The following is a 17952-nucleotide window of genomic DNA, read 5'->3' on the forward strand; positions in this document are numbered from 1 at the left end:
TTTGAGTTATGAATGATCTTACATTTACAATTAATATTTATAAAAATGTATCGTCCTTTCTTTTTTGTTAAAATAAAGAAAAGGAGGAATGATTATGCAACGAATAAGTTTTGAACGCCCTACTGATTATTATGATGAAAGATTATATACGATCGATGAAAAAATTTGTGCACTATTAAAAGAACGGAAAGAACTTTCAGGTGGTGATCCAGGTTTTCCACATGATGAAGCTATTTATAAATGGGCAAAGCAATACGGATTTTATCCAGATTATTTAAATTCACTATTCTCTTCTATGATGGACGAAGGTGAATTTAAACCTCGCGTCGAACCAACTACATTCAAAAAACATATACCTGTTTTTAAAACGCATGAACATAATGGTATCATGTATACGGTAACTTTTATTCGGCAGTATGCAAATGCTAGTGTAGTGTATTTATATAGCGATTGGGATTCCACTGATGAAGTTTTTAATGAAAATAAGCCTCATAGTTTCTTCCAATTATCAATAGATGATACATATGACTGCTGGCCAGAAGGTGGTGGCGGCACTGATGGACATTTTAGTCATCATTTCGTTATATCTCCTGCCCTTCCTGAGAATTCGTCTGGAATAAGCTTACGATTTAAAGAACTCAATATGCCGTTTAGGAAAGATCAAGCTGTGCTTGAATTTGAGATTCAGATAGATTAATAAAAAAGTTGTCTCACAAGTCATTTGGCTGACTAAAATCCGTTTATTTTTACTTTTATGTCCCTTAAAATAATCAAGCCCCTTTCCAAACTGGATAAGGGGCTATATTTACATCTTCAAACAATTACTCTTGTGAACGCTATTGAACTCTCTTACCACCTTTATAGTCAAGGCAGGACACTTCAATTAATAGTCCATTAAACATTGAAAAATAAAAACCATAACTACTACCTCTCATTGCATACGGTGCCTTTTCTATTTCAATGCCACCAGCTACTAATCGATTATATGCTTGATCAACTTCACTTGAAGTATCCACTAAAAAACCAATATGAAAAGCTTCTGGATACATAACTTCCATATTCCCCTTAAATGCTTTTGGATCACTTAGCACAAGTATAAATCCACTCTCATCACTCATTACTACTAGTGCCTTTCCCTTTTGCTCCAAAAATTGAAAATCAAAAAATGTTTCAAAGAAATGTCTCGCTTCTGATAAATCATCAACACATAGATTCAAATGATTTAACTTCATTCACTCATCTCCTTTAAAGCAGAAGGTATGTAGACTCATTTTCATAACACTTAAATATGCAAGGTAAGATATTTAAGCGTTCCATCTAAGACTATGCTTTATAAGTCTAATACTTTTCTCCATAGCCTAGAACGTTTTTTTATGACTGTAATTATATAAACCGTTCGACGTGAAACATTAATTTATCTATATAAAATAGCCTCATTACTTATTTTCCAGATTGTGTAGAACCCACTCAATTAGGAAAATTGCTGAAGGGATTCGCTCTGTTGTATCTCCTAAAAATAGTTTATTAAGTAACTCATCTAAATGAATTGGTTTATTCGGTAACGTTTGAATATACCTTAAAACAGATCCAGCTGGAGGTACTGGCTTATTATTAATAACCCATATCCCTTCTAACAATGTCCACGTTGACGTATGAACGATGTACGAAGCCTTTAACTCATCATTTGCTTTTAAAGCAGACTGAATTTTAATGAGCGAACTATGCAACCAATGAGATATTCCTTTCACTTTATCACTAGAAACACGATAGTTTTCAAATTCATAGGTAGCTATTTCCTTTAATCTTTTCAACTCGCCGCTTTTATCAAATAAAATTTCCCCTTCTAAAAATGAGTATAGTTCCATCGGATTGTTTTGAAAGTTTACTAGTATTTGATTAACATCTGCATACTTATATTCAACTAAAGTTTCTTCTCTCATTTCAGAATGAAATTTCTTCTTTTGTCCGTCCTCTAAAAGAATATATAAGTCTAAATCCGAATCAGGATATGCATCCCCTCTTGCGACAGATCCAATAAGCATACATCCATTTACCTTATCTAAAGATAAGAATTCAGCCAATATTATTGGCACTAATTTTTTATGTTGTTCATGTTTAATAGATGTTTGTATTTCTAACATTTGTAACCTCCAAACATTGTTTTATGGAGTTATTCCTTACCTAAATATATTGTACTTCTCTTATAATCTTCTATACTTATTCAACGATTGTCAGTTCATATACAATTGCGTCTTTACTGCTTTTTGTTTTATCTTGAATCGTAACAATATCTCCTGCTTTTATTTTAGAAGCATTCACTACTTTTACCATCTCTGGCGGAACATACCCTCCATCGTTCTCTTTATTTAGCGGTAACCACTTTACTGATTTATTAGTTGCTTCTAAAATTTTATATTTAATTGTACCATCATACTTTATTTCACCAACAAGATCTTTTACTAATGTAGGTGTATATTTACCCTCTTCTTTTTCTAAAGAAATATGATCACCTATATCTGGGATACCGTTTCTTACAGGTGCCTCCCATTTTGTTGGATTTAAATCATTTAAACTTATTTTCACACTATCTTCTTTATTTGAGTTAGCATCTTTTAGGAATATGTCATTATACTTCTTATCAATAATGACATACTCCTTCCGCTCTACTATTTTTGCACTATTTTCACGTTTCACTTCCTCATTGTTAGATACTTCTTCTTTCACACTATTATTACCACACGCTGATAATAATGTAGTTGCTAAAGCTGCCATTAGTAACATTTTTTTCACTTCATTTACCTCCATTTATAACGAAACAATAAAACATATATCACATCCACATTTTACTATAAATCAAAAAAAGAGGATATTTGTTTATTAATAAACAAATATCCTCTAACTTTAACTATATATTACGACTGTTGATAAGCAGCTTTCGATGATTTCACATAATAAACTGCGTGATCAACGTTAATGATATGATCTGGTTTTGGTTTGCCACGACTCGCTCTATGTCCTGCTAAATGTTCTTCACTTGTTTCCCAATTTTTCCATGCTTCTTCAGATTCCCAGCGAATCATAACGACAACTTCTTCATCGCCGCGTCTTACTTTTTTCACAAGAACACTTAAATCAATGAAACCTTCAAATTTTTCAATAATACCTTCTCCAGTGAAACGTTCTACAACTATATTTGATGTACCTTCTTTTACTGTAAATGTTTTCGTTTCAATAAACATATATCCCACTCCCTCTTTATAATACGATTACTAGTATTCTTCTATTATAGTTGATTATGATAATTATTTTCAATTATAAAGTTTTAATTTTTGATTTAGGCTGATTTCTCTTCTATCACTTGATCTAAAAATTTGAAATACGGAAGTAATATTCCTATTAAAGAAGTAACACATATAATCGCACCGATGATCAAGTATAGTGCTCTCACTCCCCACATTTCACTCAGTATGCCTCCTAATAACACCCCTAACGGCATAGCGGATCGTATGAAAAATAATCGCACTGAAAATACTTGCCCTATCATATTGTTTGGTACTGTTTGTTGGCATATTGTTGTGTTATGAACATTAAAAAAGGCAATGCAAATACCGGCAACTACTTCAATGAACACCGCAATTACTATACTATGATTGAATCCTAGAGAAATGTAAGTGAGTCCTCCTAAAAACAATCCTCCAAGCATAAGCATACGCCGGCTTTTATATGTTACTTTGCCAACTAGTATAGATCCAACTACATAACCAAGCGGGAAACCGGCCATAAAATAACCAAACTCCGCATAGCCTGCGGACAACTCGTCTTTTATATAAGGAAGATTTATAACCATCGTTACCCCAACTCCAAATTGCACTAAAGTAAGAAATAGACCGAGCCAAACGATAACTGGTTTTGTGAAAAAGTATGTAAAACCATGAATAAATTGTTCTAGCCACGTTTTTCTTATATCTGTTGTAGTTCTCTTTTCTTTTATATAAAGTAAGAAAGTGCCACTAACAAATAGACACATACATACGAAAGATAATGTAAGTTCTGTTCCAATTAAATGAATGACTCCCCCGCCTAATACAGGCGCAAGAAACATCATAAGACGAGTCATTCCATCAATATATGCATTTGCGTCTTGAAGTTGTTCTTTGCTTACAATACTCGGTGTAATTGATTGACTTGCAGGTGTATAAAGCGGTGTAATAAGTCCCACTACAATTTGAACAACATAAATGTGCCAAACTTCTATATTACCTGTAACTAGCATCGCCAAAGGTAATAAAAATACAGACGCGCGCACCCATTGCGAAAAAATCATAATCCACTTCCGGCTCCATTTATCAATAAATGGACCGCTTATAAGTTGCAAAATGAGTGACGGGATAAAATATAGTAACCACATACTACTTAACGCAGTTTTTGATCCTGTTAATTCGTAAACAAGAATCGAATTACATAACGTTCCGAGGCTCCCGCCCAATTCTGAAATCGCGCTACCAATCCACATAAAAAAGAATGAACGATTTTTCAATACACTCTTCATATAGCCCACCAACTTTTCTATTAAATTCCTCCCTTTATGTGCATTCTAGTTGGATATTATCTATTTAAAAACGCATCCAATTCTTTCGCTAGCAACTGTACCGCTTTCTTTCTTAATACATATTTCCCGTCATGTATACCAACTAATTTCGCTGCACGCAACAATTTCAAATGATGGTGTACAGTCGACTTACCGAGTTGCAGTCTTTCTGTAATTTCCTGCAAAGTCCGTTCTTTTTCGAACAACATTTTTACAATGCGTAATCTCGCTTCATCCCCAAGTGCCTTATGTTTTTGAACTAAAAAATAATTCGGTTCATATAGATCTTCAGGATGGATACTTTCGTTTGCAACTGGATAATGAAATACTTTCGTATCTTCAATATCCGCCTCAATATTCCACGGTCTGTATGTCATTTGCGGGATAAGAAGTACGTTATGAACACTTGGTTCTGGCATATAGTTCACGCCGCCGGTCGCCCACTCGACAAACTCTTCTGATTTCATCTTTTTATTCATTTCATTTTTTGCTTCATAATCTCGTTTTAATATAAGTAGTATTTGCTCTTCCTCTTTCTGAATAACACACTCATACCACCCTGTCATAACAGCAATTAGATGTGATTTTAGCACTTGTACATGAACATCACATATAAAACGAATATACGCGGAGAAAAACTGATGATCATGTGTCAGTTCCATTAGTTCATATATTGCAGTTACGTCTCCACTTGCTGCTAAACGTCTTGTCTTTTCATGCTTCTCGCCTAAAAACGGTAAACATATATATTTCAAATCTTCTTCTGAAAGCGAATCGATTTTAGCACGAAACTGTGATAAGTCCTGAAACTCTTCCTTATACAATAACTGAAGCAACGCTTTCCACGTATTATTTTCTTCTACAAACTGTAAGTGCTCTCTCATTTCTTCTGTTAATGCTTCCTTAATTTCTTCCCATTCATTTTGACTCTTTTCAAGAGTATCAAGTAACCTTTTATGGGTAATTGCTGCAATGCCAAGTGCACATTCGAAAAGTATCGAATATTTTACTTGAACGTTATAAGTTTCCCTCTTTCTACTCGTTATGTGATAGACCTCCATATTTATTCCCTCCTTGTTTGCTATAAATTGAATTCTATTTTTATCGAATTTATCCTTCTACATTTTTAGAATTCATAAAATATGAGTTGAAATACATTCATTCTAAATTAAGAAGAATAGGAGCTTTTTTATATACAAATAATAACTTTCAAGGAGTTGTTGACATGTATTTTATATTAAATATGTTAGGAATTTTCGTTGTCATATTAATCGTTTTCCTATGTTCGCCTAATAAAAAACAAATAAAATGGAGACCAATCGTTATTCTCATCATATTGGAACTCTTTATTACGTGGTTTATGTTAGGCACGAAGCTCGGCAGTATTATCATTAATAAAATTGCATCATTTTTCAGTTGGCTACTAGCATGTGCGAATGAAGGGATTCGGTTTGCATTTCCTTCTGCTATGGAAAACCAAACCGTTGATTTCTTCTTTAGCGCATTACTTCCAATCATTTTCGTTATCACGTTCTTTGATATTCTTTCTTATTTTGGAATCTTAACTTGGATTATTGATAAAGTAGGTGCAGTTATTTCAAAGATTTCTCGTTTACCAAAGTTAGAAAGTTTCTTTTCGATTCAAATGATGTTTTTAGGAAACACCGAAGCACTTGCTGTTGTTCGCGATCAACTATCAGTTTTAAAAGAAAATCGTTTATTAACTTTTGGAATTATGAGTATGAGTAGTGTCAGCGGATCCATTCTTGGCGCTTATTTATCGATGGTACCAGCTACATATATTTTCAGCGCAATCCCTTTAAACTGTATTAATGCATTAATTTTAGCCAATGTATTAAATCCTGTGGAAGTTACGAAAGAAGATGATGTCGTATATACACCTTCAAAACATGAGAAAAAAGATTTCTTTTCAACTATTTCAAACAGTATGTTAGTCGGGATGAATATGGTTATCGTTATTTTAGCTATGGTAATTGGTTACGTAGCATTAACTGCCTGTTTAAACGGGATTTTAAGCTTTTTTGTAACAGGTTTAACAATTCAAAAAATCTTCTCTATTATATTTAGTCCCTTTGCTTTTTTACTCGGTTTATCGGGCAGCGATGCTATGTATGTAGCTGAATTAATGGGGATTAAAATAACTACAAATGAATTTGTTGCAATGATGGATTTAAAATCGAATCTAAAGTCGTTACAACCACATACGATTGCGGTTGCAACAACATTTTTAGCTTCTTTTGCTAACTTTAGTACGGTAGGTATGATTTACGGAACGTACAATTCATTATTTGGCGGAGAAAAATCAGCCATAATCGGTAAAAATGTTTGGAAGCTTCTTGTTAGCGGAATGGCTGTTTCCTTATTAAGCGCTATGCTCGTTGGCCTATTTGTATGGTAAATACTCTTTAAAATAAAAGATACTTACTATTTGTTAAAGATATATAACTAAAATTAAGTAATATAATTAAAAGCCTCTATCAAAAATTACTAAGTAACTTTTGATAGAGGCTCCTTTTATTTAGGTCGCTCTATATTCATCAAAAAAATTGAATACTACTCTACAGGGTTCCGCCAGTATTTTGAAAAAAATCAAGCTTAGAGCATGCAACATTTTATACAGTTTTTCGACTAATTCAGTAACAAACGAGCAACCTAAAAACGAGACATAATAAGAATGTAAAAAAATGCATAGCTCCATAGAACGGAAAAGGAGATTCTCTTGTGAAAGTAGGGTTCCTTCTTTTTCCTCTCTATCGCTAACGACGCCTTATGTTAATTGAATATGTATGGAATATACATGATTCCTCATTAAACAAAAGAGACAAGTTATATAACCAAAAAGACAATTGTTGAAAATTTTCCAAACATTGGTTGTTGTGGTAAAGCGAAAATTAACTCGTCACAATACGCTGGAAGATCCTCCCCAAGTACATCATAAGCATTTTCCCCTTCTTTTTGAGATTCATGAAGGTGGTCTAAAATCTCCAATAATAGTTCTTCTGATTGCCTTTCAGGAACATTTGAACAGCGAATATACACTAACATATTTCCATAATCTAGTTCATTTTCTTCTGTTAGTAGCTTTCTTTTTTCATTTTGAGAAACAATGAATTTCTTAAATTGATGGCAAACTGATACTATCCTTAAAAGCCACGATTTTATTTAAAGGCGACATTAAAAATATTCTTCAAATCCCGGAAGCACAATTGTACTATATACAAATAGAACCATAAACTTGCCGTTCCAAGAAACTTATGATTCTTACCACAGATACAGCCATATACATATAAAAAAACTATAACAAAGCATCTTAATGTTTATGAGATGCCTTGTTAATAGTTTCTCTTCTCCCTAATCTCCTGTGAGTCCATATTTATTTAAACTTTCCATGTCTTATTTGATTTACTTATTCTGTAACACCAGATTGGGTTACCCTTACATCAGCTGTTACACGATAACGTAAATGTTTATAGGATTCTTCCCATTCTTGACTGTTCCATTTTCTTACGTGAGTTCTACCAAGTTTTCTAAGTCCTATAGGATCTGTGCCTTTTTTAATAAATCTCTTTATTAATGTAGTTGCTTTTTTTTCTATTTCTTTTTCCATAATTTTTTCTAATTTTTTTATTTCTCTAGGATTATCTAGATTTTTTGTTTTTGTAAATTCTTGAATTTCAGCTTTAACTTGAATATGAGCGTTTACGAATGGACGTTTGCTATTACCCTTCATCTTATATTTTGTTCTAGCCTTTATATTCTCTATCGTGGCATAAGTATTTGAAGAACCAGGTAGTTTGAATTGGTATGTGCCTTGTTTAAAATTATCTGTTAACAATTTAAATACAAATAAATCTTTAGGTTTCACTTTATCAACCATTTTACATCTTTTAAAGAGTGCTATTCCATTTAACTCCAACACGTTACCTTTTTTAGTTATCATCGGTAAATATGAATCTCTCGCATCATCATTAAGTTGATTTAAAAACATAAAAAAATTTGTTTTTGGTTGCGTTCCATTGTCCATATTTTGCTCCAGTAAAGAGGATAAATAGGAAGCAATTTCTTTTTCTTTAGAATAGTTCCCCTTTAATAGTGATTCCCCTTTTACATTTGTAATTGCTAAATAAATTGCATTTCCTACACTAGGATTTCGGTTCAAAGTCTCTAAAATTTCCTGCATTCCCTTTTCAATTATTTTTTCATTAAAAATAATAACACGCAATTGCCCCAACTCTAGAGGTCCAGAAGATTTTTCGGATGCTCTTGCAAGAACTTCTCTACCAGTCTGGCCTGATGCTGAATAGATTTTCGTTTCACCTTCCCCGCCTCCTTTATAAGCTGAAATCGCAAAGGTTCCTTTTAACTTACCTTCTGCTTCAGTATCATATGCCGCAACTTGAACTAAGTCAATGTCATCCACAATTTTCGTTTTAGCACAACCTATTAAGAAGACACTTACTATAAGGAAAAGTATCCATCGCTTCATGTTTATCTCCTTAACTTTATTTTGGCGGTTTGAATTAGCCACAGTACAGGTAGGTATACATATATATATACAAAGCCAATTTGACCTGTCCAAGTATTTAATAAGTTAATTTTATTACGGTTATTCAAGAAAAATGATAAAACAAAGATGAATACGATGATAACTGGCAAAACATATTTTTGCTTTATTCCCAGTGCCTCTTTTATACCACGACTTACTCCCCATAATGTAAAGGAAACATTGGGTAATATAAAAAAAGCCCAAACAGAAACAATAATGTATTCAAACCGCTCTATAAAGGGAAATTGTATAATTTTAATCATGCTTAAATATGCCCATATCGCGCTCGCTAGTTGTTTTTCACTAAAAAACGCAAGAGTTAAAATCATAAGGTATGTGTAGACGATAGTCGTTACTAAATTTGCATAGTGCGCATATTTTTGAGACGTTCTTGCCTTTTTAATAAATGGGTAGTACAACAATAACATTTCAAATCCAAAAAAACTAAACATATTTCCTTTCATTCCTTTCATAATTTCTAGGAATGAATGCTGCGCAATTGGAAATAAATTTCGAAAATCTGCATACTGCAAAGGATAAAAAAATGTAAAGATTAGAATGCTTGGGATAACGATTCCAAAGAAGCCGATTCCGGCAACTACACGAAATCCTCCAGTCACAATATAATAACATAAGCCTAAAAAAGCCCCAGCTATAACCCAAGATGAAATGGAAGGAAACATCCAAACATGTACTACTTCGATATAAGTATGTAGTGTTGTTGCACCTAACAATACAATATAGGATAAAAAAATGAAGTTGAACAATCCACCAATCCATTTTCCAAGTACGTCTTGATTGATTGCAATGATGTCTCCATTACCCTGATTTAAAATCTGATATATGATCCAAATCATAAGATTAACAGATATTCCAAAAAGTAGCGTACTAATCCACGCATCATTTCCAACTAATTTTGCACTAATCCTTTCAAAACCAAGCATACCAACCCCCATCTGTATAGTAATAATTAAAAAAAACACCATATATGGAGAGACTTGGTACTCAATTGGGATCTGTTTCATAATGGCTCCTCCCTGTTAAATTCAATCATCAAAATCATTTCGTGATTTGATTTTATTTTTCTCTACCTCTTCTGGATTAAAGCGAAAACGCTGTTTAGACCTTGAAAAAATAGGACGTCGAAACATCGCTGAGATTGGCATACGTATAACACTGTCTTTCCAATCTGTAGGGCGTGTAGGATAAAAAGGGAACAAATAAGGACGTCTTAATGATTCTGTACGTAATAGGCGTGCTAAAAGTAAAGAACTTGTTAAAACAATTCCTAATAAGCCCAACAAGTGTGCAGATATTATAAAAGGAAAACGAATCACTCGAATTGTATTACCAATTCGATATATTGGTGCTGTAAATGAGCTAAGGGCTGAAAGTGCAACAATGATAATAAGTACATTACTTGTAAGACTTGCCTCTACCGATGCCTGTCCAATTACAATACCACCTACGATACCGACAGTTAGACCCACTTTAGTTGGTAAACGTGCCCCTGCTTCTCTCAGTAATTCGATCGTTATTTCTAAAAAAAGTGCTTCAATGACTGGAGGAAAAGGTACTTTACTTCTTGATATGATTAAAGTTTCAAGAAGTTCTCTCGGAATTAGCTCGTAATGATATGTTAAGACTGCAACATATAATGGAGTTGTTAAGACAGAAAAAATAAAAGCAAAAAGCCTTAACAGTCGAAAAAAGGAGGAAATAATCCAAGGCATAGTGTAATCTTCTGTCGTAGAAAAAAAGTCAATTAATGTTGTTGGAAGAGTGATAGCATAAGGCGAGCCATCTACAAAAAGTGCAATTTTCCCTTCTGCTAATACAGCTGCCACACGGTCCGGACGCTCTGTATTCAAAAATTGAGGGAATATAGAATTCGGGTTGTCTGCAATTAATTGAATCAAATAAGTACTATCCAAAACATGGTCTGTTTTTATTTGACTTACCCGTTTTATAATTTCTTGTAGATTTTGATCATTTACAATTCCCTCAATAAATACAATTGCAACAGTTGTGTTAGAGAGAGAGCCTACTTTCAATTCCTTCATTTGTAAATAAGGTGTTGGAAGCTTTCTACGTACTAAATTTAAATTTACATCTAAATCTTCGACAAATGCGATTTGTGGACCCACAATATTGTATTCAATTTCAGCTTTTGTAATATCCCTTTTTTCTTTCTTTGACACATTTACTAACAAACAATTTAATTTATCTGTATCGAACTGAATCAGTATATAGCCATTTAAAATACTATCCTGAATATCTTCCATTTGATTTGTTATTTTTGAATTCTCAAAGGGTAAGATAGACTGAATATCTTGTAACGAATCGAAGCTCTTCTCTTTTATATAAGTTAAAACCTCTTCATGAAATATATTTATATCGATTAATGTCCTAAAATATGAAATGACTAAAGAGGCATTGTTTGAAGCGATCTCCAATGTTATAAAATCTTTAGATTTTTTTAGCAATTGCATTAATTCCTGCAAAGATTTTATAGAGTGAACAGGTATTTTTTCATATGGTTTCAATTGATAATACCCTTCCTTTCAGAAAGAAGTTACATATAGTTTTTAAAAAATTTCCGTTTTGAAAATTAGGCATTGTGATATATAAATATATCCACTGAATTAGCAATAACTTCTTTGAAAATAACTTAACCAAAATTAGTTAAAAAATGTATCGTACAAAAAATGAGCTCATTTCTCAAAATAACTAACTGTAGAAAAGGAAATTTTCATTTTGGGGGTACTTCAAAATTTTAGCTTGATGGACATGTGCCGATCCCCCTTTACTACGTCTTCAATTTTGAAAATTTACCATGTAAAATGGCATTGTCTTTTTTAAAATTTTTTGTTTTCTTCATCCACGACCTTTTACTAAGCTAAGCATTCATTTTTTAGGTAAGATCCTTAAACTACTTTTTATTACTACTCTAAAATTATGCATAAAAAAAGGACAGTAGGAAGATCGTTCCTTACTATCCTTACTCATATATATAATGTGTTTTTAAAACGAATTGAGTGTCTATTATTTTCGAATTTGTCCATTTCCACGAATCACGTATTTAGTAGAAGTTAATGCAGGTAGTCCCATTGGTCCCCTTACGTGTAACTTTTGTGTACTGATGCCAATTTCAGCGCCAAATCCGAATTCAGATCCATCAGTAAATCGAGTTGATGCATTATGATATAGTGCAGCCGCATCTACAGCTGTGAAGAATTTGCTGACGTTTTCCTCGTTTTCTGAAATAATCGCTTCAGAATGCATAGAACCATACGTATTTATGTGATAAATCGCTTCTTCTATTGAAGAAACTACTTTGACTGCTAGCGTGAGTGATAAAAATTCTGTTTCCCAATCTTCTTCTGAAGCAAGTACAATTGAAGAATCAATTGCCAATGCTCTCTGATTACCGCGTAGCTCCACACCTTTTTTCTTCAAAGTTGAAAACAACTCGCTACCAAATTGCTGTGCCCACTTCTCATGAAGTATAATCGTTTCAATGGCATTACATACAGATGGCCGCTGCGTTTTTGCATTTATACTAATATCAATTGCCATTTGTTTATTCGCTGTTTCATCAATGAAAATATGACAATTTCCCGCACCCGTTTCAAGTACTGGAACAGACGCTTCTCTCACTACAGTATCAATTAATTGTTTACCGCCTCTTGGAATAAGAACGTCTAGGTAATCATTCATTGTAAATAACTGCTTTGCGCTATCCCGTGTTGTGTCTTCTATGAGCTGTACACTTTCTGGAGGCAAGCTTGTTTCTTTGAGCGCTCGGTGAATAACAGCAACAATAGCTTTGTTAGAATGGATAGCAGAAGAACTACCACGTAATATAACTGCGTTTCCTGTCTTTAAACAAATTGTAGCAGCATCTACTGTTACATTTGGCCTTGCCTCATAAATCATACCAACAACACCAAGTGGTACACGCATCTCCTGAATAAATAGTCCATTTGGTCGCTCCCATTTGCTTACACATTCTCCAACAGGATCACGTAATTCAATTAATTGCTTAATTCCCTCTGCCATATCAATAATACGCTGTTCATTCAACATTAGACGATCAAGGAGTGAATCAGTAAATCCTTTTGCCTTACCTTCTTCGATATCTCGTTTGTTTTCCTCTAAAATATAAGCTGTTTCTACTATTAGCCTTTCAGCAATTGCAGCAAGTGCTTCGTTTTTTTGACTTGTAGATTTAAGCACAAGATCCATAGCAACTTCTTTCGCCCTTTTCCCCTTTGCCAACACTTCATTCATTTTTATTTCCTCCTTTTTAACATCACTATTCTTAAAGTGAAACCCAATAATCTCTGTGAATGACTTCATAATTATGCCTATCGCCTCTTGCTTGAATTTCTCGACTTTGCATACCTTTTATCTCTCTTAATTCCTCTACGCTATAGGTGCATTGCCCTTTTCCAATTATGCGCCCTTGCTTTGTCACTACTTCTACGACATCGCCAACTTTGAAAAATCCTGACACATTTGTAACGCCTGCAGGAAGAAGACTTTTGCCATGCTGAATGATAGCTGAAGCTGCTCCAGCATCTACTTCAATTTGTCCGCTAACGAGCGAATGCAAGGCAATCCATTGCTTGTTCATCCTCATTTCTTTTTGAGGAGCATTTCCAACATATGTTCCATCACCTTTGCCCTTCAAAACATCTACAAATTTCTCTTGTCCACGCCCTGTTCCGATAAATACACTCACACCAAGAGAAAGTGCCGTCTTCGCAGCATCAATTTTTGATTTCATACCGCCAGTCCCAAGTTTGGAACCAGCATCTCCTGCAAGAGAAGCAATTTCTTCCGTAACTTCAGGAAGGAAATAATATTTTTTCGCATCCGCATTTTTCTGAGGATTTTTGTCATATAAACCGTTCACATCCGTAAAAATCATAAGCATATTTGCCGAAACAAGTCCGCTTACTAAAGCTGATAGCATATCGTTATCACCGAATGTTAGCTCCTCTAAAGAGATGGAATCATTTTCATTAATGATTGGAAGTGCAGAACGGTTTAATAATTCTCCTAAAGTAGCGTAAGCGTTACTATATTGTTCTTTTCTAGAAAAATCACTTCTCGTCAGCAATAGTTGCGCAGTAACGATGCCATATTTACGAAACTCCTCCGTATACGCCTGCATTAACAAACTTTGTCCGACAGCCGCAGCAGCCTGTTTTCCTTTAATTGTCACAGGTCTACTAGGATACCCTAAAGCTGAATAACCTGCAGCGACGGCCCCAGATGTAATTAACAAAACTTCATGCCCTTCCTCTTTCAGTCGAACCAATGCGGCAACGTGATCTGAAAGTTGTTCTTTAGAAATGCCCCCGTGACTATCTGCCAAGGAACTACTCCCAATCTTTACAACAATTCGTTGTTTTTTCACTTTTGTATCCCCCAAGTCTAAAATCAAAGTTTTTTATAAATTACACTTTTAATCATTCGGCTTGCAGCGACTACTATCCTCACCAATGCTTCACCTAGCCTATTAAAGAGCAAAATAAAAATGACCGCTTCGCCCTTAATAAAATAAAAAGGACGAAACGGTCATTGTTCCGCGGTACCACCTTAATTGATATACATAGATATCCACTTGGCGCCTATAACGCAGGCGAACGCCTAAACTTTCATTTAAGACTCAGGGATAGGTTCGATATATTCTATACGAGGAATCTTTCAGCCGATGAATTCCACTCTCTTTCGCAAGAAGACATATGTACTATTTCCCTTCAACGATTTTCGGTTTAATTTTTTTATATTATGCGATATAGTTTGATTTGGTGTCAAGAGGTATTTTTAAAAATAAATAGCGCGGCATGGAACTTGTATGAAAATATTACCCTACTGAATGAAAATACAAATCGATTTAAACTTAACTCAGATTCTTAAACAGGAAACCTTAATTTACATTGTATTTATTTGCATAATGTCTAATATAATTTTTTTGTGTTGCAAAAAAGAATATATTCTCTTAGAATGTTTCTTTATATTGCATGGAGATGTTATTGTTATTTTAAGATAGCAATTTCGAAATACTATAATTTATTATAAAAGGAGCAAAATTAAATTATTATGGATAAACAAATTGGATTCATCGGATGCGGAAATATGGGAATGGCTATCATTGGCGGGATGCTAAACAAAAAGATAGTGTCTGCAAATCATGTGATTTGTTCGGATTTAAACACTACGAATTTAAAACATGCTAACGAAAAATATGGACTAACTACAACTACTGACAATACTGAGGTAGCTAAAAATGCTGATATTTTAATTTTATCAATTAAACCAGACCTATACGCATCAATCATTAACGAAATAAAAGAAGTCATCAAAAACGATGTTATCGTCGTAACAATCGCTGCCGGCAAAAGCATTAAAAGTACTGAAGAAGCTTTTGATAAAAAATTAAAAGTTGTACGAGTAATGCCTAATACCCCTGCTCTTGTTGGAGAAGGAATGTCTGCATTATGCCCTAATGAAATGGTGACAGAAAAAGATTTAGAAGATGTGCTAAACATTTTTAATAGCTTTGGTCAAGCAGAGATCGTAAGTGAAAAATTAATGGATGTTGTTACATCAGTAAGTGGTTCTTCGCCAGCATACGTATATATGATTATAGAGGCGATGGCAGATGCTGCTGTACTAGATGGTATGCCTAGAAATCAAGCATATAAATTCGCTGCTCAAGCTGTGTTAGGCTCTGCAAAAATGGTACTAGAAACAGGAATACATCCAGGTGAATTGAAAGATATGGTTTGTTCTCCTGGTGGAACAACGATAGAAGCTGTAGCAACATTAGAGGAAAAAGGCTTACGTACAGCCATCATTTCAGCTATGCAGCGCTGTACACAAAAGTCTATTGAACTGTCTGGTCCAACAAAAAAATAAAACGATAATAGAGATTACGTTTGCTATGAATTTAGTTGAAAAATAGTGGATTACATACTCTCTCGCTTTCACTAAATGATAAACGGACAAACTCATATATACTTGAGTTTGTCCGTTTATTTGGTTATACTGAGATAATTTTATTTCTATCTTCTTTTGAAATTTTTATTTTATCCCTTCCTTATCCCCTACTATGATTGTGGAATTTTATTAGAAACTAATAATTTTTCAATGCATTTCGGTAACATGTCTAATAGCGTTTCAAATGCGTAATTTACATCTAAACGTTCTGTCCATTGATGGGCATCTTTTCCTACCGGCCCCATATTTAATACTGGAACGTCAAACTCTTCTAGTTCCTGAAGTGGAATCGAGTAACCTTTATCCCATAATGGCATATTGTCTACAAGTGAACTCATTGAATGTAGTGGATTCTGTAAGCCCACATAGCTCAAATCTGAAATTCCTCCAAAATAATTTTGGTTTTCAAATGTAGTGTTATGATTGTAGTGCGCATACTTTTCCATTTCTGCAACTACTTCTTTAATTAACGGATTGTTGCGTGAACTAACAGCTGGATAATATGGTGGAGCAAAGAAAAGTACAATCATCGGCGCCTTTTCTTTACATAAAATAGCTAGTTTATCTACTAAATCAATCGTTACCGCACGATCATCTTTCTCTTCTCTATTTTTTATTATACTAGATTGAATATCATCTATTTTCTCTTGCCCATGTTGTTCAATTGCATAAGCGATAAGCTCTTCATACGTTAATACATTTACTTTCATATTAGGGGGTATAAACGGATTATATTTAGAAAAACGATATGCTTGCTTTTCATATTTCTCTTCTATTTCTTCTGCTACTTTCGTTACTTTTTGACGTAACAATGACACGACATCTGTCATTGATTTTTCTAGTAAAAACAAATTAAATAATGTAACTGCACGATGCGGGATTTGTACAGAATAATCCTCCTTTAAGTCCCGTTGAAGTAAGTTAGTTGGCGGAGGACTCGCTTCCCCTTCTACAATATCACAAAGGTCTGTATTCAACTCTAATTCTGCTGTTATTAATGAAGCCATATAACTCCCATTTAAGCCTGCAAATGGTTCACCTACATGTGTTTCTTTTCCGTAACAAAGAAATCCAGGTAACACTTTACCAATAGAACCAGTGTAAATATACTTATTTTGGTCACCAGGATGTCTTGCAAACATAGGCTCTGAATTTAGGACTGTTTTATAATTTAAATCGTGTTCTCTTGCTAACTCTAGTAATCTTGGAACAGCAGCCCTCATCCCCACCGAGTTTACTTCTTCATCTGGAACAGCTAATAAAAGTACATTTCCATCAAATCTTCCTTCACAGGCTTGCTCAATCATTGCCATTTGTAACGTGAGGCCGCATTTCATGTCCATTGTTCCTCTTCCAAATAGCCAATCTCCTTGTTCTATATCTTCACGTACAAGGTCTGGTAGTTCATCTTTATGAGAATAAAACATAGACGTTAACTTTTTAGGATTGAATGCATCTTCTTTCCACACTCCGTAATCTTGTACATCTACAACATCAAAGTGACTAACTAGAATTACGGTGTTTTTTGTACTCTCACTTTTCTTTACAAGAGCTGTAACAAAATATCGTCCGTCCCCAGTCGGATTTTTTTGTAAATGATGCGGGTTTTCTTTGAAATACTGTAAATCAGATAATTGTTCCACAACAAAGTCTGGCAATATTACTTCTGCTTCTGTACCTGTAATACTAGGAATTTCAACAAGACTGCTTAATAATTGAATCAATTGTTCTTTTGATTGCCACTTTGACATATAAATCCCCCTATTTTTCCGCATTATGAAAA

15 protein-coding genes, 1 pseudogene and 1 other annotated feature are annotated in these 17952 nt (G+C 34.0%); of the genes and pseudogenes, 3 read left to right on the top strand and 13 right to left on the bottom strand.

Going from position 1 to position 17952, the window contains the following annotated elements; translation table 11 throughout:
• Positions 1-94: 94 nt before the first annotated feature.
• On the top strand, positions 95-697 hold the full coding sequence (locus AC3WTI_RS05695) for a hypothetical protein (RefSeq protein WP_142305871.1): 603 nt from the start codon (positions 95-97) through the stop codon (positions 695-697).
• 139 nt (positions 698-836) lie between these two features.
• On the opposite strand, the gene AC3WTI_RS05700 is transcribed toward AC3WTI_RS05695, so the two are convergent.
• The 6 genes from AC3WTI_RS05700 to AC3WTI_RS05725 all read right to left on the bottom strand — a co-directional run bounded on the left by AC3WTI_RS05700 (position 837) and on the right by AC3WTI_RS05725 (position 5649).
• Positions 837-1232 carry a VOC family protein gene (locus AC3WTI_RS05700; RefSeq protein ID WP_087955924.1) on the bottom strand — a complete coding sequence of 132 codons (396 nt, stop codon included), beginning with the start codon at positions 1230-1232 and terminating at the stop codon, positions 837-839.
• A gap of 204 nt (positions 1233-1436) precedes the next feature.
• The gene (locus tag AC3WTI_RS05705; protein ID WP_087955922.1) at positions 1437-2141 is read right to left on the bottom strand and encodes a nucleotidyltransferase domain-containing protein; all 705 of its coding nucleotides are present in this window, start codon (positions 2139-2141) and stop codon (positions 1437-1439) included.
• A 76-nt stretch (positions 2142-2217) separates the two neighbouring features.
• Positions 2218-2805 carry a hypothetical protein gene (locus AC3WTI_RS05710; RefSeq protein ID WP_097841271.1) on the bottom strand — a complete coding sequence of 196 codons (588 nt, stop codon included), beginning with the start codon at positions 2803-2805 and terminating at the stop codon, positions 2218-2220.
• A gap of 107 nt (positions 2806-2912) precedes the next feature.
• On the bottom strand, positions 2913-3239 hold the full coding sequence (gene hmoA, locus AC3WTI_RS05715) for a heme-degrading monooxygenase HmoA (protein ID WP_000469503.1): 327 nt from the start codon (positions 3237-3239) through the stop codon (positions 2913-2915).
• Between the two features lie 95 nt (positions 3240-3334).
• Positions 3335-4549, bottom strand: coding sequence for an MFS transporter (locus tag AC3WTI_RS05720; RefSeq protein WP_087955918.1), 1215 nt, complete (start codon positions 4547-4549; stop codon positions 3335-3337).
• 56 nt (positions 4550-4605) lie between these two features.
• A complete protein-coding gene (locus AC3WTI_RS05725; protein ID WP_087955917.1) occupies positions 4606-5649 on the bottom strand; it encodes an ArsR/SmtB family transcription factor in 1044 nt (347 codons plus the stop codon).
• 164 nt (positions 5650-5813) lie between these two features.
• On the opposite strand from AC3WTI_RS05725, the gene AC3WTI_RS05730 reads away from it, so the two are divergent.
• On the top strand, positions 5814-7007 hold the full coding sequence (locus tag AC3WTI_RS05730; RefSeq protein WP_087955916.1) for a NupC/NupG family nucleoside CNT transporter: 1194 nt from the start codon (positions 5814-5816) through the stop codon (positions 7005-7007).
• Between the two features lie 434 nt (positions 7008-7441).
• On the opposite strand, the pseudogene AC3WTI_RS05735 reads toward AC3WTI_RS05730, so the two are convergent.
• The 6 genes and pseudogenes from AC3WTI_RS05735 to proB all read right to left on the bottom strand — a co-directional run.
• A pseudogene (locus tag AC3WTI_RS05735) lies at positions 7442-7717 on the bottom strand (hypothetical protein); the annotation flags it as partial.
• 298 nt (positions 7718-8015) lie between these two features.
• Complete coding sequence (locus tag AC3WTI_RS05740) at positions 8016-9095, bottom strand: Ger(x)C family spore germination protein (protein WP_087955915.1); 1080 nt, start codon at positions 9093-9095, stop codon at positions 8016-8018.
• A 2-nt stretch (positions 9096-9097) separates the two neighbouring features.
• Positions 9098-10180, bottom strand: a complete 1083-nt coding sequence (locus AC3WTI_RS05745) for a GerAB/ArcD/ProY family transporter (protein WP_087955914.1) — start codon at positions 10178-10180, stop codon at positions 9098-9100.
• Positions 10181-10201: 21 nt separating this feature from the next.
• Complete coding sequence (locus AC3WTI_RS05750; RefSeq protein ID WP_087955913.1) at positions 10202-11701, bottom strand: spore germination protein; 1500 nt, start codon at positions 11699-11701, stop codon at positions 10202-10204.
• Between the two features lie 499 nt (positions 11702-12200).
• Entirely contained in the window at positions 12201-13448 is a 1248-nt protein-coding gene (locus AC3WTI_RS05755; protein ID WP_087955912.1) for a glutamate-5-semialdehyde dehydrogenase, read from the bottom strand.
• Between the two features lie 31 nt (positions 13449-13479).
• Positions 13480-14583 carry a glutamate 5-kinase gene (proB, locus tag AC3WTI_RS05760; RefSeq protein WP_087955911.1) on the bottom strand — a complete coding sequence of 368 codons (1104 nt, stop codon included), beginning with the start codon at positions 14581-14583 and terminating at the stop codon, positions 13480-13482.
• 145 nt (positions 14584-14728) lie between these two features.
• Positions 14729-14939: a binding site (T-box leader), on the bottom strand.
• A 330-nt stretch (positions 14940-15269) separates the two neighbouring features.
• Here proB and proC point away from each other — a divergent pair.
• Complete coding sequence (gene proC, locus AC3WTI_RS05765; RefSeq protein WP_087955910.1) at positions 15270-16088, top strand: pyrroline-5-carboxylate reductase; 819 nt, start codon at positions 15270-15272, stop codon at positions 16086-16088.
• A 191-nt stretch (positions 16089-16279) separates the two neighbouring features.
• Here the strand turns inward: proC and AC3WTI_RS05770 are convergent, their stop codons facing one another.
• Positions 16280-17944, bottom strand: coding sequence for a M20/M25/M40 family metallo-hydrolase (locus AC3WTI_RS05770; RefSeq protein WP_142305870.1), 1665 nt, complete (start codon positions 17942-17944; stop codon positions 16280-16282).
• Between the last annotated feature and the right edge of the window lie 8 nt (positions 17945-17952).

The organism is Bacillus sp. EB106-02-03-XG38, from assembly GCF_058792175.1.